This window comes from Arthrobacter livingstonensis (assembly GCF_003219815.1).
Lineage (GTDB): Bacteria > Actinomycetota > Actinomycetes > Actinomycetales > Micrococcaceae > Specibacter > Specibacter livingstonensis.
Genome location: NZ_QJVD01000014.1, coordinates 77,618 through 95,156, shown reverse-complemented (window position 1 = coordinate 95,156; position 17,539 = coordinate 77,618). Strand labels below are relative to the sequence as shown.

Here is a 17,539-nt window from a genome sequence, read left to right as displayed (position 1 = left end):
TTTTTTATGCGCACTGCCGGGGTGCGGTGTCTGCGCAGCTTGTCCACTGGCGCAGCGCCAGCACCCTGGCGCTGCGCACAAAAAAAGCCGGCTTCCACCATGCGCACGGTTCGCCCGGAGCGCTGCGCACAAAGAAACGGCTGGTGCCAGCCGGGGTCACTTGTTCGAGGATTCGATCCGTTCCAGGGCCTGCCTTACCCATCGCAGCATCAGCTCCGGGTGGTAGAGCACCACGGCTGCCGGAATCCGCAGCTTCCAGATTCCCTCGATGACGAGCAGGTTGTCCCGCCGCAGGTCTTCGGCCCATCCCCGGGGCGTGTTGTGGTACTGCTCCCCGTCCGTTTCCACCCCAAGGATCCCCTCCACCAGGAGGTCGAGGTGGCCGACGCCCCGCACGGCCGCCTGCCCCTGCACGTTGTAGCCTGCCTGCTTCAGGTAATACCGCGCCACGGGTTCAACGATGGACTGTGACTGCGGATCGATCATCTCCACGATGGCCCGCCCGGCTGTGTCCCCCCGCCCCGAGAAGGCTTTCCGCAGCTGGCCAATCGTGCACTTCTTGAGCACGACTGCGGACTCCAGGACCGTCAACGCCTCAACCTGAGTTCCGCAGCGGACGCATTGGCGCATGATGTTGGTCAGCGTCTGCCCACCCTTGACCCGGTGGACGACGCATCCGGGCACGGGCCGCCCGTGCGCCACCGCGACGTGGGGTTGCTGCATGGGCCGGATAACCCATAGGCCCAGCTCTTCGGCCTTCGTGAAGCAAGTCCGCCGCGCCTGGTGTTGGGCAAACTGAACATCAAGCGGATCGGCTTCCGGCAGTGCAAAGTAGCCGCGCGCCACTGCCTGAACGGTGCCGGCGGCCACGGCCTGTTTCAATTCCCAAGCCGTGCATCCGCGCGCCAGCAGTTCATTGCGCCTGGCCACCGTGCCAAACGCCTTGATGGCGTTCTCGACGTTGTCAGCCTTCCGGATCTCCTGAATGGTCATGACGTCCAGTGTGCCGAACCCTTCCAGGCAGCGGCAGCCCGGCCGTCGAACTTGTGCACAACCAAGGGCACGGCGCGGCTGTGGAGGGGGCGAATGGACCACGAGCAATGGCTGGCGCCCCGTTGAGCTCGCTGGGCCTACAGGCGGAAAGTGTGGGAGCGCCTGTGGATGATGACCGCACCCACAGCCGCTGCAGCGACTTTGGATGACATCAACGCAAATTTCAACGAGAGTGGGACGTTGCACGTCTCAAACCGGACGGCGCGGCACCCGGGTGAGCTTTCAAGGCCCACTCAAGTGCCGGCGTCGTACTTGGCCAATCAGCCATCATCTCGAACAGCGCGGGAGGACATCATCTCGAACCTCAGCGGGGAGACGGAGGGCTAGATGGCGGCAACGCCCCGCTCGCCGGTGCGGACGCGGACGGCCTCGAAGACCTCCACCATCCAGACCTTGCCGTCGCCGGCGGTTCCGGTGTTGGAGTTGGCCACGATGATGTCCATGAGGTCCCAGGCGCGTTCGTCGGAGGTGAGGACCTCAATGCGGACCTTGGCGTGGAGGTCCACGGTGTACTCGGCGCCGCGGTAGACCTCGGTATGCCCGCGCTGGCGGCCGTAGCCGTGGGCGCCGCTGACGGTCAAGCCCTGCACGCCGTAGCTTTCCAGGCCGCTGCGGACCTCGTCCAGCTGTTCGGGCCGGATGATGGCGGTGATCAGTTTCATGCGTCGACCTTCGAGTTGGTGTGGACGGGGGCGGCCTGGTGCCAGCCGGAGTTCTCATCCATCGGGTGGAAGCTGCCGGAGACCCGGCCGCCGAGGTCGTAGGCCGATTCGGCGTGGACGGAGATGTCGATGCCGGCGGACTCGTGGGCGGAGGAGATGCGGAAGCCCATGGTCTTGTTGATGATCCAGCCGATGGCGTAGGCCAGGACAAAGGAGTACAGCATGACGGCGAAGGCGCCGATCGCCTGCTTGCCCAGCAGTTCCAATCCGCCGCCGTAGAACAGTCCCTGGCCGGCTGCCGGGGCGTTGGGATCGGCCGCAAGTCCGATGAACAGGGTGCCGATGATGCCGCCCACCAGGTGGACGCCGACGACGTCGAGCGAGTCGTCAAAGCCGAGGCGGAACTTCAGGCCCACGGCCATGGCGCAGACGACGCCGGCGAGCAGGCCCAGGGCCATGGCCCACATGGGCGTGATGGCGGAGCAGGCGGGGGTGATGGCCACCAGGCCGGCAACGGCACCCGAGGCGGCACCGAGTGAGGTGGCGTGGCCGTCGCGGAGCTTTTCCACCAGGAGCCAGCCGAGGATGGCGGCGCAGGGAGCGGCGAGCGTGTTGATCCAGGCGTAGGCGGCAATTCCGTTGGCGCCCAGGGCGGAGCCGGCGTTGAAGCCGAACCAGCCAAACCAGAGCAGGCCGGCGCCAAGCATCACGAACGGCATGTTGTGCGGGCGGTGGCTCGGATCCTTGCCGAAGCCCTTGCGCTTGCCCAGGATCAGGCACAGGGCCAGGGCGGCGGCACCAGCGTTGATGTGGACAGCCGTGCCGCCGGCGAAGTCGATGACGCCCAGGCCCTGGCCGAGCCAGCCGCCCGTGTTGTTGCCGTTGGCGTCCTTGTTGAAGTCAAACACCCAGTGGGCCACGGGGAAGTACACCACGGTCACCCAGACGGCGGCGAACACCATCCAGGCGCCGAACTTGGCGCGGTCGGCGATGGAGCCACTGATGAGGGCGACGGTGATAATCGCGAACACGGCCTGGAAGCCCACGAAGGCGATTTCCGGGATGGTGCCCACCAGCGGCAGGGTCTTGCCGGTGGCCAGGACGCCCTGGAGGCCGAGTTTTTGCAGCGGGTCACCCAGAAGTCCACCTCCAACGTCGTTCCCGAACGACGCCGAGTAACCAAACAGCACCCAGAGGACGCCCACGACGGCAATGGCGCCAAAGCTCATCATCATCATGTTCAGCACGCCCTTGGCCCGGGTCATGCCGCCGTAGAAGAATGCCAGGCCGGGTGTCATCAGCAGCACCAGGGCTGCGGAGACAAGGACCCACGCGGTATCGCCAGTATTCATCGTTGCTGGCCTTTCGTTGCAAGTAGTGTTGCCGCCGCTCCATTGGGGCTGTGCAATCTGGACACTTATAACTGTTCCGCGGGCGTGTTTCGCCAGCGCGCGGCAAAGATTGCCGGTGTGTTACAAAAAGCGGCGACAGGTTAAATCCTGTCGCCGCTTTTGTTTCCGGCACGTTACGCGCCGTCGGTTGGGGATGCGCTAGGACAGCAGCGCGTCCACGAAGCTCTCGGCGTCAAACGGCGCGAGGTCATCGGCGCCCTCGCCCAGGCCCACCAGCTTCACCGGCACGCCCAGCGACTTTTGGATCGCCACCACGATGCCGCCCTTGGCCGTGCCGTCCAGCTTGGTCAGCACGATGCCGGTGATGTTTACGACGTCGGAGAACACCTTTGCCTGGGCCAGCCCGTTTTGCCCGGTGGTGGCGTCGAGCACCAGCAGCACCTCATCGACGGTGGCCTGCTTTTCAATGACGCGCTTGACCTTGCCGAGCTCGTCCATCAGGCCCACCTTGTTCTGCAGGCGGCCCGCGGTGTCAATCATGACCACGTCAACTTCGCCCTCGATGCCCGCCTTCACCGCTTCGAAGGCAACGGACGCAGGGTCCGCGCCGTCGACGTCGGACTTCACGGTGGGCACGCCCACGCGGGCACCCCAGGTGGCCAGCTGTTCGGCGGCGGCGGCCCGGAAGGTGTCCGCGGCACCCAGCAGCACATCCTTGTCCTCGGCCACGAACACGCGGGCCAGCTTGCCGACGGTGGTGGTCTTGCCGACGCCGTTGACGCCCACCACCATGAGCACGGCGGGGCGGTCCTCGTGGCGGGAGATGTTCAGGCTGCGGTCCATGGTGGGGTCGACCAGCTTGATGAGCTCCTCGCGCAGCATGGCCTGGACGTGCTCGGGACTGCGGGTGCCCAGCACCTTGACGCGGTCGCGCAGCGTGTCCACGAGCTCCATGGTGGAATCGGTGCCGATGTCCGCCAGCAGCAGCGTCTCCTCAACTTCCTCCCAGACACCCTCGTCAATCTTGTCACCGGAGAGCAGCGCCAGCAGGCCCTTGCCCAGCGCGGTGTTGGACTTCGCCAGCCGCGCGCGCAGCCGGACCAGCCGGCCTTCCGCGGGCAGGGGCGTCTCCAGCGCCGACGGTGCAACCGGTTCAACAATTTCAAGGTCCGACGCCGGAGCCTGGGTTTCCGGGCGGTCCTCCAGCAGGGTGCCGGCCGACATGGACGAATCCGCTCCAGCCGGGTCCGGCGCCGACGGATCCAGGGGCGCCGGATCGTTGGCGTCCCGGGGGCCGGTGTAGTTTTGTGAGTTCTTCCGGGCCTTCAGGAAGACAGGGACGAGGCCTCCGACGACGGCAAGCCCAATAACGATGTACACGATGATGGCAAGAGTTTGGTTCACCGTCCCAGTCTCTCACGGGGCCTAGGAGTCCACGGCGGGCCAAGGCTGTGGCAAACTCAATGCTGATGTCCCCGCTAACACCTGCCCCCGAATCCGGCGTTGCCGACCCCGCCGTGACGCTGCCCCGCGAGATCAAGGTCCTCGTTGCGGCCGCGTTCCTGATTGCCATCGGCTTCGGCATCGTGGCGCCCGTTCTGCCGCAATTCGCACAGAGTTTTCATGTCAGCGTCGCCGCGGCCGCCGTGGTGGTCAGTGTCTTCGCGTTCACCCGCCTGCTCTTTGCCCCGCTCAGCGGCGTGCTCGTGGAGCGGCTGGGCGAGCGGCGCACGTACATCCTGGGGATCCTGATCGTCGCGGCGTCCTCTGCCGCCTGCGCCTTTGCCCAAAACTATTGGCAGCTGCTGCTGTTCCGGGGCCTGGGCGGCATCGGCTCCACCATGTTCACCGTCTCCGCAATGGGCCTGCTGATCCGGCTCGCTCCCCCTCAGGCCCGCGGCAGGGTTTCCAGCCTTTACGCCGGGTCCTTCCTGCTGGGCAACATCACCGGCCCGGCCGCCGGCGGCCTGCTGGCAGGCTTTGGCCTGCAGCTGCCGTTCCTGGTGTACGCCGGGGCGCTGCTTCTGGTGGCGCTGCTGGTGGCCACGCAGCTGCCGGCAGTCGGAGCCGCGACCGGCACGGGTCCGGCGCGGGCGAAAGGTGCGGGTCCGGCGTCGGGCCTGGCGCGGGCGAAAGGTGCGGGTCCGGCGTCGGGCCTGGAAAAACCCGGCCAGGAGCCGCTCCTGCTGCGGACGGCCCTGGGGGTCCCAGCCTACCGGGCGGTGCTGACGTCAAGCTTTGCCAACGGGTGGTCGGCGTTTGGGATCCGCATGGCACTGGTGCCGCTGTTCGCCACGGCGGCCCTCGGCGCGGGGCCCGAGGTGGCCGGCATCTCGCTGGCGGTCTTCGCCATTGGCACCGGTGTTGCCTTGATGTTCTCCGGCAAGCTCGCCGACACCTGGGGCCGCAAGCCCATGATCCTGCTTGGCCTGGCCGTCAACGGGGTCGGCATGGGCGTGCTGGGATTTACCGGCGACGTTTTCTGGTTCTTTGCCGTTTCACTGGTTGCCGGCCTGGGCAGCGGGCTCATGGGGCCGGCCCAGCAGGCCACCGTGGCGGACGTGATTGGCAACGGGCGCTCCGGCGGGAAGGTCCTGGCCACGTTCCAGATGACCTCCGACTTCGGGGCCATCATCGGGCCCATCGCCGCCGGCTTCCTCGTGGACACCTTTTCCTACGGTGTTGCCTTCTCGATGGCCACCGCCGTGTCACTCGTGGCGTTGCTATTCTGGCTGCCCGCGCGGGAGACCCGGCGCTGAGCGCCCGCCTCCGTTCTGTGTTGCAATTGTGGGACGAAATCCGTCCCGGCATGGGCCTACCGGTCCATTATCTGCAACACAGACGACGGACGGTCAGACGACGGGGCCGACCGGCCGGTGTCCGCGGGCGGGTCGGCACGATCACGCCAGGGCGCCCAGGAGGGACGGGGCAGGCTGCACCCGTGCGTAGGCGCCCCTGTAAAACAGCAGCGGCTCGGCCTCGGCCCGGGCTTCCAGCGCCCGGACCGCAGCCACCACAATGGTGTGGTCGCCGCCGTCGTACTCGTCTTGAAGCTCGCAATCGACCCAGGCCAGCGCCTGGTCCAGGATGGGGTTGCCCAGCGGCGACGCTGTGTACCCCACGCCGGCGAATTTGTCGGCGCCCGAACGGGCAAACTGCGCGGACAGGTGCTGGTGCTCGGCGGGAAGAATGTTCACTGTGAAGCGGCCGGCAGCCTGGAGCAGGGGCCAGGTGGAGGAGGTGCGGGCCGGGCTGAAAGTGACCAGGGCCGGATCCAGCGACAGCGACGCGAAGGACTGGCAGGTGAATCCGGCCGGACCGTCTACGGTGGTGGCCGTGATGATGGTCAGGCCGGTGGCGAAATGGCCCAGGACGGTGCGCAGCTTGCCGGGGCTGACGGGTGGTGTCGGTGTCATGATTGATCCTTTCGAGGCGGTAAACCCACACAATCACGCAGGCAACGCTTCTTGAAAAGCATATGCAATGCCTCGAAACACGGCTCAATGCCGCTCAATCTGCCGAGACGCGGCGTAACAATCCGGACCCGCCGGCGCCGTCGGCCCGTCAGCCGTTGGACCACCAGTTCCATGCGCATGTCCAGGTGGAGGTCCTCAAGGTCGCTGGCGTCGCTGGCGGGTAGTTTGTGCGTGGACTCGGCCGCCGGGAGTGCTGCAGGAGCGTCAGGCGAAAAACCCCCGGCAGTGACGGGAGCGTCAGGCTTCGGCGGGGGCGCGGTCCATGCGCTGGCTGATCACGGTGGAGACGCCGTCGCCGCGCATGGAAACGCCGTAAAGGGCGTCGGCCACCTCCATGGTGCGCTTCTGGTGCGTGATGATGATCAGCTGGCTGGATTCGCGCAGTTCCTCAAAGAGGGTAATGAGCCGGCCCAGGTTGGTGTCGTCCAGGGCGGCCTCCACCTCATCCATGACATAGAACGGCGACGGCCTGGCCTTGAAGATGGCCACCAGCAGGGCCACGGCCGTCAGCGACCGTTCGCCGCCGGAGAGCAGCGAGAGCCGCTTGATCTTCTTGCCCGCCGGGCGGGCCTCCACCTCAATGCCGGTGTTGAGCATGTCCGACGGGTCGGTCAGCACCAGCTTGCCCTCGCCGCCCGGAAACAACCGGCCGAAGACGCGCTCAAACTGCACGGCCGTGTCCGCATAGGCGGCAGTGAACACTTCCTCGACCCGCTGGTCCACTTCCTTGATGATGTCCATCAGGTCCTTGCGGCTGGACTTGAGGTCCTCCAGCTGTGTGGAGAGGAACTGGTGGCGTTCCTCCAGCGCGGCAAACTCCTCCAGTGCCAGCGGGTTGACCTTGCCCAGGGCAGCCAGGTCGCGTTCGGCCCGCTTCAGGCGCTTTTCCTGTTCCTCGCGCACAAACGGCACGCCCACGGGAACTTCGTCGCCGGAATCGTCCACGGCAACGCGCAGCGCGGCCCACTTGTCGGTTGCTTCGCCGGGGCTGGGCGGCACCAGCGTCTCCGGCCCGTACTCCTTCAGCAGGTGGTCAACCGTCAGGCCCAGCTCGTCAATCGACTTGTTCTCCAGCGACTCGATCCGGAGCCGTTGCGAGGCCCGGGCCAGCTCGTCCCTGTGCACGGAATCGGTCAGCTTCGCCAGTTCCTCCTCCAGCTCCAGCGTCGCCGACCGAACGGCCATCAGCTCGACCTCGCGCTGCGCCCGCAGTTCCTGGGCCGCATCACGCTCCTGCTCGGCCAGTTCAATGGATGCCTGCACAAACCGCGAGACCTGCTCCACGGCCAGGGCCACAGCGGCCGCCTTCCGCGCCTGAAACTGGCGCCGCCGTGCGCGGTGCGCCGCCCGTTCCCGGGCCATGCGCTCCGTGGCCGCCGCCCGTTCCAGTGCCGCAGCCCGGTTCCGCACGGTGTTCAGCTGCTCCTCGGTGCTGCGCAGCGAAAGCCTGGATTCCATCTCCACGGCGCGCGCGGCAGTTGCCTGGGCGGCAAGTGCATCGCGGTCGTCCATGGAGGGGTCCACCTCCGCAGGGACTTCCTGGGCCAACGCCAGCCGGGCGGCGATCTCCGTCAGCGCGGCCTGCTCCTTCTCCAGGTTGGTGCCGGCCACGGCCAGGGCCAGCTCGTGCCGCTCCGATTCCCCCGCCGCCGAACGCAGCGTGGCGCCCAGCGATCCGAGCCGCTCCGCCACGGCGGCCAGCCGCGCATCGGAGTCGTGCAGCGCGGCCAGCGTTGCCGCCTCGTCATCCGCCGCGCCAACGCGCTGCGACGCCGCGGCCGCCAGGGCGAAGCGCGCCCGCTCGCCCTCGGCCGCAGCCGCACGCAGCCTGGTGTCCGTTTCGTCAACGGCGGCCTGCAGTTCCAGCAGGGACGGGGCCGTGGCCGATCCTCCCCGCACGGAAAACGCCGCCAGCACGTCGCCGTCGGCAGTCACGGCCGTCAGCGTCGGAAACCGCACCAACACGTCCTGTGCCCGGGCAAGGTCGGGCACCAGCACCACGCCGTCCAGCAGCACGTCCAGCACTGCACCCAATTCATCCGGGCCGTTGACCTGTGCCCGCCCGACGCCTGCCCCCTCCACCGCGGCCACGGCCGCCGACACCTCGCCCGCCAGCACGGGCGAAGCTGCTTTTCCTTGGAGGGCAGATTCCGGCCGGGCGGATCCCGGCACGGCACCTTCCTCCACGGCGGATCCCGGCACCGGGCCCGCCACGGAGCCTTCCTCCACGGCGGAGCCCGGCACCGGGCCGCCCGCCACCACCAGGGTGACCCGTCCGCCGTCGTCCGTCTTGATGCGCTCCAGCGCGGCCACGGCCACGTCCGGGGACGAGACCGCCACGCCCTCAGCCGCGGCTCCCAGGGCTGCTGCGATGGCGGTCTCATGTCCGGACGAAACCGTGAGCAGCTCCGCCACGGCGCCGAGGACGCCCGGCAGGCCGGCGGCGAGCAGCTGCGCGGATGCGTCCTTGCGCAGCAGGCCCACGGCCAGTGCGTCCCGGCGGGCGGTGAGGGAATCGCGCTCCCGCTCGGCGGCCAGCTGGGCGGCCGTCAGCTCTTCGATCTGCGCGTCAATGCCGGCCAGGGTGGCGGCGGCTTGTTCGTAGTCGGCGTCGAGCCGCTCCTCGCCCTCCTCCACGCCGGCCACCTGGGACTCCAGCGCCGCAAACTCCCGGGCCGCAACACCCTGCCGGTCGGCGCCAGCCGCCTTGCCTTGGTGCAGGCGGCCAATTTCGGCCTCGGCGGACTCCACGCGGGACCGGGCTGCGGCGACCTGGCCGGCCAGCTTGGCGAGGCCTTCGCGCCGGTCCGCGGTGGCCCGCAGCAGTTCCCGGACACGCTGCTCCTCGGCGCGGACGGCGCCCTCCACGTCCTCCTTGATTTCCATGGCCGTCTCCAGCCCGATCCGCCGCTCCTCCAGCGCCAGGTCCAGCTCCGCCTCTTCGGTGCGCAGCCGCTGTGCCTGCTCCGCGAGCCGGTCCGGGTCGCGACTGGCGTCCGGCGCGGTCTCCGCGGCGCCCAGGTGGCGGTGCCGTTCAGCGGCGAGCACGCCCAGCGACTTCAGTTTTTCCTGCGTGGCAGACAACTGGTACCAGGTGTCCCGGGCGGCGTTGAGCACGGGCGTGGCCGCTGCCGCCTGCTGCTCCAGCTCGGCCTGCTGCGCCCGCCCCGTCGCCAGGTCCGCCTCCACCTGTTCACGCCGGGCCTTCAGCGCCTGCTCGGCGGCCTCGTCACGTTCGACGGCGGTGGTCAGGGTGTGGAGGTCGTCGGCCAGCAAGCGGGCGCGGGCATCGCGGACGTCAAACTGCACGGCCTGGGCCCGGCGGGCCACGGCGGCCTGCTTGCCCAGCGGGGTGAGCTGGCGGCGGATTTCACCGGTCAGGTCGCTGAGCCGGGCCAGGTTCGCGGACATGGCATCGAGCTTGCGCAGCGTCTTTTCCTTGCGGCGGCGGTGCTTGAGGATGCCGGCCGCCTCCTCAATGAAGCCGCGGCGATCCTCGGCCGTGGCGTGCAGCACCTTGTCCAGCTGGCCCTGGCCGACTATGACGTGCATTTCCTTGCCCAGGCCGGAATCGGAGAGCAGTTCCTGGATGTCCAGCAGCCGGCAGGAGGTGCCGTTGATGGCGTACTCCGAACCGCCCGTGCGGAACAGGGTCCGGGAGATGGTGACCTCGGAGTATTCGATCGGCAGGGCGCCGTCGGCGTTGTCAATGGTCAGTGCCACGTGGGCGCGGCCCAGCGGCGGGCGCCCCGAGGTGCCGGCAAAGATGACGTCCTCCATTTTGCCGCCGCGCAGGGTCTTGGCGCCCTGCTCGCCCATAACCCAGGCCAGGGCGTCCACCACATTGGACTTGCCGGAGCCGTTCGGTCCCACCACGGCCGTCACTCCCGGCTCAAAGTCGAAGGTGGTGGCCGAGGCGAACGACTTGAATCCGCGCACGGTCAGACTTTTTAGATGCAAACTGTTTTCTACTCCTGCGCCGGGGCGGTTTTCACTAGCCAATCTACCGTGGATTCGATGTTTGCCGGGGAAGTTTCCCACATGTATGCACCGCGGTGCATGTGCGTCAAACCCATCATAAGGTGCATAGTTAAGCTTGAGGTTTGATGTCGGGGCGGGGACTAAGGCACAAGCATGCCCCGGCCGCGGCCGTCAACACCCGGACTTTCGGTACCCGGATACAGTACGCACACAGAAGAAAAAGGCTGGAATTTGATCGGCAACGCGACTTTTCGTCACCACAACAGCGCCTTACTCGCCGTCACCAGCGTGGAGGCCCCGGTGGTGGTCAGTTCCGCCGACTTTGACGAGCGCCTGGCCCCGAGCCTGAAACGCCTGAGGCTCTCCAAGCGGCTGCTCGAACGCGTTGCCGGCGTCCAGGAGCGCCGCTGGTGGGCCCCGGGGACGGACTTTGACGACGCCGCCATCGAGGCAGGCGCCAAGGCACTTGCCGAGGCGGGGATTGAGGCCGGGGAAATCGGCCTGCTCATCAACACCTCCGTGACCCGCCGCAACCTTGAGCCGTCCGTGGCCGTGAAGATCCACAACGGGCTGGGCCTGCCGTCGTCGGCCCTGAACTTTGACCTGGCCAACGCGTGCCTGGGCTTTGTCAACGGCATCACGCTGGCCGCGAACATGATCGATTCCGGCCAGATCAAGTACGCCCTCATCGTGGCCGGCGAGGACGCCCAGACCACCCAGGAGACCACCTTCCGCCGCTTGAACGCCGAATCGTCCACCCGCGAGGACTACCTGCGCGAGTTCGCCACCCTGACGCTGGGCTCGGGCGCCGCGGCCGCCGTCATCGGCCCGGCGGACGCCCACCCCGGCGGCCACCGCATCCTCGGCGGCGTTTCGCGTGCCGGCACCTCGCACCACGAACTGTGCGTGGGCGGCCCGGACGGCATGTTCACCGACACCAAGGGCCTGCTCGACAACGGCCTGGAACTGGTTACCGACGCCTGGGACGAGGCCCACACCGACGGGTGGAACTGGCGCAGGATGGACCGCTACGTCACGCACCAGGTCTCCACCTCCTACACCAATGCCATCATCAAGGCCGTGGACCTGGTCCGCAGCAAGGTGCCCATCACGTTCCCGAAGTGGGGCAATGTGGGGCCGGCTTCCCTGCCGATGACCCTGGCCCAGGAAGCCCAGACGCTCAGCCCGGGCGACCGCGTGCTCTGCATGGGCGTGGGCTCCGGCCTGAACACCGCCATGATGGAGATTGCGTGGTAGCAGGGGTTTTGGCTGCTTCTTCCCCCGATTCAGGACCCTGGCCCGGCGTCCGCGCGTCCTGGCGCCGCACGCTGGCGGTGCCGTCCACCGCCGCCGTGGACGCCCCGGGCACCCGCCGCCAGTGGCACTTTCTGGACAACGCCGACGACGTCGAGGCGACCGGGCGCGAGGCTGTTGGCACCCTGCTGTGCGTGCACGGCAACCCGACCTGGTCCTATCTGTGGCGCACGCTGCTGGCCGGCGCCACGTCCGCCGCCACCCTGGCAGCCGGCGGCCCGTGGCGGGTCATCGCCGTCGACCAGCTGGACATGGGCTTTTCCGAACGCACCGGCACCTTCCGCCGCCTCGAGGACCGCATCACCGACCTTGGCGACCTGACCGCGGCCCTTGGCCTGGCCGGGCCGGTTGTCACGGTGGGCCACGACTGGGGCGGCGTCATCTCCCTGGGCTGGGCCACCCGCCACCGCGGCCAGCTGGCCGGCGTGGTGCTCACCAACACCGCGGTCCACCCCGCGGGCTTTTCCCTCCCGCCGGCGCTGACGCTGGCCCTCCACCCCGCCGTCCACAAGTGGGGCACGACGACGTCGGCCGCGTTTTTGCGCGTCACGCACAGCCTCGCGCAGCCCGCCCTTGCCCCCGAGGTCCGCGCCGCGTTCATGGCCCCGTACCGCACTGCGCCGCGCCGCGCCGGGGTGGGCAACTTTGTGGCGGACATCCCCGCCTCAGAGTCCCATCCCTCGTGGGCTGCCCTGGACTCCGTGTCCTCGGGCATCCGCACCCTGGACGTTCCCGCGCTCATAATGTGGGGACCCAGGGATCCGGTGTTTTCCGACCGCTACCTGCGCGACCTGCTTGAGAGGATGCCGCAGGCCGACGTCCACCGCTTCGAGGGCGCAAGCCACCTGGTCCAGGAGGACCGCGACATTGCCACCCCCGTCTTTGACTGGCTGGCGAAGAACGTCCTTCCCGCCGGTGGGCCGGCAGCGGGCCCCGCAGGCGTGGACCTGGCCGTGGGCCCACGGCCGCGACGGCCCCGACACGAACTTGCGGGCAGTGAGGGAACGGGATCCGGCACCTCCTTCAGCCGGGCCCCGTCGAGGCCCGGTCACGCCGCCACCGCCGACTACCGCCCCATGCTGGCGGAGCTGGATGCCCGCCGCGGGGACGGTTCAGTTGCCATTGTGGACATGCTGCCAGCCGCCGGCCGGGTCCCCGCGGGACCCGCCTCCCGTTCCGTGTCGTGGGCAGCCCTCGCCCGGGACGTTGACGACCTCGCCACCGGCCTGGCAGACCTCGGCGTCAGGAGAGGCGACCGCATCAGCCTGCTGGTGCCGCCGGGCATCACCCTGACCACGCTCATTTATGCCTGCCTGAGCCTGGGCGCCGTCATCGTGGTGGCCGACGCCGGCCTCGGCACCAAGGGCATGGGCCGCGCCATCAAGGGTGCAGGCCCGGCCTGGCTGATCGGCATTGAACGCGCGCTCACCGGTGCCCGGATCTACAACTGGCCCGGCGTAGGGATAAGCGCCGACGACTTCACCCCCGCAACGGATTCGGTCAAGCGCAGGCTGCTGTCCGTGGCTGCCACGCTTCCGGAGCTGATGGCCAACGGCCGCGCCATGCGGCTGGCAGCTTCCGCCCCCGTTCTTGAGACCGCCGCCCCGGACGACGACGCCGCGGTGTTGTTCACCTCCGGCTCCACGGGCCCGGCCAAGGGAGTCGTGTACACGCACCGCCGGCTGGCCGCCATGCGTGACACCCTCAAGGCCACCTACAAGCTGGAAGCCGGGACTGCACTGGTGGCCGGCTTCGCACCGTTTGCGCTGCTGGGCCCGGCCCTGGGCGCCACGTCCGTCACCCCGGACATGGATGTCACGGCCCCGCGCACCCTGACCGCCACGGCCTTGGCGGACGCGGCGGCAGCCATCAACGCCACGGTGGTCTTCGCTTCCCCGGCCGCGCTGGTCAACGTTCTCGCGACCGCTGCGGAACTGGCGCCAAAACACAAAACCGCCCTGTCCGGCGTCGAACTTGTGCTTTCGGCGGGGGCGCCGCTGGCCGAACCGCTGTTGGCACGGGTGCAGGAGCTGGCGCCGAACGCTGAGCTCCACACACCGTACGGCATGACAGAGGCGCTGCCCGTGACGGACATCAGCCTGGCCGGCATCCGCGCTGCCGGCGACGGCAACGGGGTCTGCGTCGGCGTCCCCGTGAGCGGCGCCTCCGTGGCCATTGCGCCGGTCGCCCCTGACGGCTCCGTGGATCCGGAGCCGACCACGCAGGCCGGTGTCACCGGCGAGATCCTGGTCAGGGCCCCGCACGTGAAGGAACGCTACGACCGCCTGTGGATCACGCAGGAACAAAGCACGTCCATCCCGGGCTGGCACCGCAGCGGCGACGTCGGCCACCTCGATTCCGGCGGCCGCCTCTGGGTGGAGGGCCGCATGGCGCACCTGCTGACCACTGCCGGCGGCGTCCGGACCCCCGTGGCCGGGGAACAGGCCGCGGAGCGGGTGGCGGGCGTGGCGAGGGCCGCCGTCGTGGGCGTGGGACCGGCCGGGGCGCAGGTGGCCGTGACGATTGTCGAAACTGCACCTCCCGCGAAACACTCCGGTTTGGCCGCCCCCGCGCTGGCCACGGCGGTCCGGGAGGCCTGCGCCGGGTCGGGGCTGGAACTGGCCGCCGTCCTGGCCATCGACGCCATGCCCACCGACATCCGGCACAACTCCAAGATCGACCGTGCCAAGCTGGCCGCTTGGGCGTCGCGCATGCTGGCCGGGGAGAAAGCGGGCCGGCCGTGAGCAGGCGTTCGACGGCGGTCCAGGGCTCCCCGAATTCTGCGCCCTCCGCCTCACCCGAGTCCGCGGCGGGGACGGCGCAGCCGGGTTCCGGGGAAGTTACAGTGAACGCCACCTCGGCAGCCTCCGGTTCCCCGAATGCTGCGCCCTCCGCGGCGGCCGGGACGACGCAGGGTTCCGCGGCAGTCACGGGGAACGCCACCTCTGCAGCCTCCTCAGCGGCCGCCGTGAATGCCTTCACGAAAGCCGCCGCGGCGGCCGGGACGACGCAGGGTTCCGCGGCAGTCACGGGGAACGCCACCTCTGCAGCCTCCTCAGCGGCCGCCGTGAATGCCTTCACGAAAGCCGCCGCGGCGGCCGGGACGACGCAGGGTTCCGCGGCAGTCACGGGGAACGCCACCTCTGCAGCCTCCTCAGCGGCCGCCGTGAATGCCTTCACGAAAGCCGCCGCGGCGGCCGGGACGACGCAGGGTTCCGCGGCAGTCACGGGGAACGCCACCTCTGCAGCCTCCTCAGCGGCCGCCGTGAATGCCTTCACGGAAGCCGCCGCGGCGGCCGCCGGCCAGCCAGGGACCGCCCGCCGCGTGCTGGTGACCGGCACCAGCGGATTGCTGGGGCGGGCCGTAGCCCAGCTTTTGCATGAGCGCGGATACGCGGTGCGCACGCTGCAGCGCAGCGCCGTGCGCGATCCGTGGGAGTCGGTCCAGGGCTCGGTGGCGGATCCCGACGTCGCCGCCAGTGCCGTTGCCGGGGTTGACGCTGTCATTCACTTGGCCGCGAAGGTGTCGTTCACCGGCGAGTGGACGGACTTTGTGTCCACGAACATAGTCGGCACCCGCCAGCTCCTGGCCGCGTCGCAGCATGCCGGTGTACACGACTTCGTCTTTGTGTCCTCACCATCCGTGGCCCACTTTGGCTCCTCAATTGTGGGCGCCGGTGCCGGCCCGGCCAACCCGGACCTGGCCCGCGGCTTTTACGCGCGGTCCAAGGCCGCCGCGGAGCAGTTGGCGCTGGCCGAGGACTCCCCCGCATTCAGGGTCACCGCCATCCGTCCGCACATTGTGTGGGGACCCGGTGACACGCAGCTGGTTGAGCGCGTGGTGGAACGGGCGCGGGCCGGACGGCTTCCGCTGCTCGACGGCGGCCGGGCACTGATCGACACCACGTACGTGGACAACGCCGCCGGGGCGATTGTGCGCGGGCTCGAGCGCATGGAGTACGCCCACGGCCAGGCCCTGGTGGTGACCAACGGCGAGCCGCGTCCCGTGGGAGAGCTGATCGCCGGGATCTGTGCCGCCGCTGGGGTGCCCGCTCCGGGTTATTCGGTGCCGGGCTGGCTGGCCCGCGGGGCCGGTTCCGTCATTGAAAAGGCGTGGACGGCGGCCGGGACTCGTGGCTGGGTCCACGACGAACCGCCGATGACCCGCTTCCTGGCCGAGCAGCTTTCCACGGCCCACTGGTTTGACCAGCGGCACACCCAGTCCGTGCTGGCCTGGACGCCGTCCGTCTCCATTGATGAGGGCCTGGCCAAGCTGGCGGCATACTATCGGGCGCAACGCTAAGAAGCACGCGGACGCGACTTCTGCCATTAGCCGCAATTTTCCCCGGGCAACCATGCATCTCGCGGCAATAGTCAGCAAAAGAACTTAGGACTGGCAACGCTCAGCGCCCGACTTATCCACAGATTCACCAATATGCGGTGCAACCCCGTTGTTCGCTGCATTATCCTCTTCCACAATCGACCCATGGACAGGATAATTGCACAGAACACATTTGAGCGATTTTGGCCCGCGGGGCGGTTGGTGGCTACCACGGGACAGTTGCTGAACGCCGGGCTGGATACGAGAATGATTGGAGCTGGCCTGCAGTTTGGCCTGATCCATCGGTTGAGGCGCGGCGTCTACATTCCCGCGCACAAGTGGAATGGACGAAGGCCATGGGAACAGGACAAGCTGGTGCTGTCAGGCCACCTTGCCGCTACAAATGGCCAACAGGTGTACTCGCATTTCAGCGCAGCCCGCCTGCACAGACTGCACCTCTGGAACAGCTCCAGGCTCATCCATGTCAGCGCGGCGTACAGATCTTCTCCATCACGGACATCGCGGGACGTTGCCCTGCACTTCACCGCGTTGGTGCCCGGCGATGTAGTCCAGCGGCTCATTCCCGGTGTTGGGCTGGCCAGCTACACCAACCTGCAGCGTACAGTCCTGGAGTGCGCCATGAAGGCAACGCTCGAACAGGCCGTCGTCATTGGCGATTCGGCCCTGCATGCCGGGCTTGCATTGCCTGACCTTGAAGCGCTGATGAACGCGTCCGATGGCCGGCGCGGTATCAAGCGCGCACGGCACGCCCTCGCTGCCTTGAACCGCTTGTCCGAATCGGCGGGCGAAACCCGAACCCGGCTGATAGTGGCGGAGCTGCCCATCGAGCAGCCCGAACTCCAAGTAAGTCTTGCCACCAGCAGTGGCACATACCGGGTGGACTTCGTGTGGCGGGGGATCCGGTTGATCCTCGAATTTGATGGCGACACCAAGTATTTCGACTACCAGCCCACATCCGAGGCGCTGATCGACGAGCGGGAGCGGGAAAATGCCTTAATCGAAGAGGGCTGGCGGTTCATCCGTTTGAAATGGAAGCACCTGAACAACCCGGAATTGTTGAAAGCGCGGATCATGAAGGCCTACCTGACGGCCCAGCAGGCTGCCGCATCATGAATCTTGTGACGGTACTGCTGACCTCAGCTGCGAGTTGCATGGTTACATAGGGATTTCCGTGGCCAACTACAGCACTCGTAATCAAGGTACACGTCCAGTCCGTGCTGGGCTGGACACCGTCCGTCTCCATTGATGAGGGCCTGGCCATGCAGGCTGAGCACTACCGAAACCGGGCCTGACCGCGCCGGGACAGAAACGCCGGAGCACGACCCTATACCACCCCGTTACGATATTTCACCTTCACAA

At 68.2% G+C, this 17,539-nt stretch carries 11 protein-coding genes; 5 read left to right on the top strand and 6 right to left on the bottom strand.

Annotated elements, in window-relative coordinates:
* Nucleotides 1–156: 156 nt before the first annotated feature.
* The 4 genes from CVV68_RS13625 to ftsY form a co-directional block, all read right to left on the bottom strand.
* Nucleotides 157–993, bottom strand: coding sequence for a putative endonuclease domain-containing protein (locus tag CVV68_RS13625; RefSeq protein ID WP_110501553.1), 837 nt, complete (start codon nucleotides 991–993; stop codon nucleotides 157–159).
* Between the two features lie 383 nt (nucleotides 994–1,376).
* Nucleotides 1,377–1,715, bottom strand: coding sequence for a P-II family nitrogen regulator (locus CVV68_RS13620; protein ID WP_110501552.1), 339 nt, complete (start codon nucleotides 1,713–1,715; stop codon nucleotides 1,377–1,379).
* Nucleotides 1,712–3,067, bottom strand: coding sequence for an ammonium transporter (locus tag CVV68_RS13615; protein WP_110501551.1), 1,356 nt, complete (start codon nucleotides 3,065–3,067; stop codon nucleotides 1,712–1,714). The genes CVV68_RS13620 and CVV68_RS13615 overlap by 4 nt, the downstream gene beginning before the upstream one ends.
* 198 nt (nucleotides 3,068–3,265) lie before the next feature.
* Nucleotides 3,266–4,471, bottom strand: coding sequence for a signal recognition particle-docking protein FtsY (gene ftsY / locus CVV68_RS13610; RefSeq protein WP_110501550.1), 1,206 nt, complete (start codon nucleotides 4,469–4,471; stop codon nucleotides 3,266–3,268).
* Nucleotides 4,472–4,530: 59 nt separating this feature from the next.
* Between ftsY and CVV68_RS13605 the strand changes: the two genes are divergently transcribed.
* The gene (locus CVV68_RS13605) at nucleotides 4,531–5,826 is read left to right on the top strand and encodes an MFS transporter (RefSeq protein WP_438502643.1); all 1,296 of its coding nucleotides are present in this window, start codon (nucleotides 4,531–4,533) and stop codon (nucleotides 5,824–5,826) included.
* A gap of 141 nt (nucleotides 5,827–5,967) precedes the next feature.
* Here CVV68_RS13605 and CVV68_RS13600 read toward each other — a convergent pair whose 3' ends face one another.
* Together CVV68_RS13600 and CVV68_RS13595 are read right to left on the bottom strand one after the other, a co-directional pair.
* The gene (locus CVV68_RS13600; protein ID WP_110501549.1) at nucleotides 5,968–6,483 is read right to left on the bottom strand and encodes a flavin reductase family protein; all 516 of its coding nucleotides are present in this window, start codon (nucleotides 6,481–6,483) and stop codon (nucleotides 5,968–5,970) included.
* A gap of 297 nt (nucleotides 6,484–6,780) precedes the next feature.
* Nucleotides 6,781–10,503, bottom strand: coding sequence for a chromosome segregation SMC family protein (locus tag CVV68_RS13595; protein ID WP_211320841.1), 3,723 nt, complete (start codon nucleotides 10,501–10,503; stop codon nucleotides 6,781–6,783).
* Between the two features lie 252 nt (nucleotides 10,504–10,755).
* Here CVV68_RS13595 and CVV68_RS13590 point away from each other — a divergent pair, with 252 nt between their 5' ends.
* The 4 genes from CVV68_RS13590 to CVV68_RS23500 all read left to right on the top strand — a co-directional run bounded on the left by CVV68_RS13590 (nucleotide 10,756) and on the right by CVV68_RS23500 (nucleotide 17,293).
* Nucleotides 10,756–11,781, top strand: a complete 1,026-nt coding sequence (locus tag CVV68_RS13590; RefSeq protein ID WP_211320840.1) for a 3-oxoacyl-ACP synthase III — start codon at nucleotides 10,756–10,758, stop codon at nucleotides 11,779–11,781.
* The gene (locus CVV68_RS13585) at nucleotides 11,775–14,582 is read left to right on the top strand and encodes an alpha/beta fold hydrolase (protein ID WP_245933532.1); all 2,808 of its coding nucleotides are present in this window, start codon (nucleotides 11,775–11,777) and stop codon (nucleotides 14,580–14,582) included. The genes CVV68_RS13590 and CVV68_RS13585 overlap by 7 nt, the downstream gene beginning before the upstream one ends.
* Complete coding sequence (locus tag CVV68_RS13580) at nucleotides 14,579–16,141, top strand: NAD-dependent epimerase/dehydratase family protein (protein ID WP_438502642.1); 1,563 nt, start codon at nucleotides 14,579–14,581, stop codon at nucleotides 16,139–16,141. The genes CVV68_RS13585 and CVV68_RS13580 overlap by 4 nt, the downstream gene beginning before the upstream one ends.
* A gap of 657 nt (nucleotides 16,142–16,798) precedes the next feature.
* Nucleotides 16,799–17,293: a putative endonuclease domain-containing protein gene (locus tag CVV68_RS23500; RefSeq protein WP_170133173.1), complete on the top strand. Its 495-nt coding sequence runs from the start codon at nucleotides 16,799–16,801 to the stop codon at nucleotides 17,291–17,293.
* The last annotated feature ends 246 nt before the right edge of the window (nucleotides 17,294–17,539 follow it).

Bases quoted from the DNA above. Each gene is read 5' to 3' on its own strand.
- CVV68_RS13625 (WP_110501553.1), bottom strand. From the start codon at position 993: ATGACCATTCAGGAGATCCGGAAGGCTGACAACGTCGAGAACGCCATC.
- CVV68_RS13620 (WP_110501552.1), bottom strand. From the start codon at position 1,715: ATGAAACTGATCACCGCCATCATCCGGCCCGAACAGCTGGACGAGGTC.
- CVV68_RS13615 (WP_110501551.1), bottom strand. From the start codon at position 3,067: ATGAATACTGGCGATACCGCGTGGGTCCTTGTCTCCGCAGCCCTGGTG.
- CVV68_RS13605 (WP_438502643.1), top strand. From the start codon at position 4,531: ATGCTGATGTCCCCGCTAACACCTGCCCCCGAATCCGGCGTTGCCGAC.
- CVV68_RS13600 (WP_110501549.1), bottom strand. From the start codon at position 6,483: ATGACACCGACACCACCCGTCAGCCCCGGCAAGCTGCGCACCGTCCTG.
- CVV68_RS23500 (WP_170133173.1), top strand. From the start codon at position 16,799: ATGAAGGCAACGCTCGAACAGGCCGTCGTCATTGGCGATTCGGCCCTG.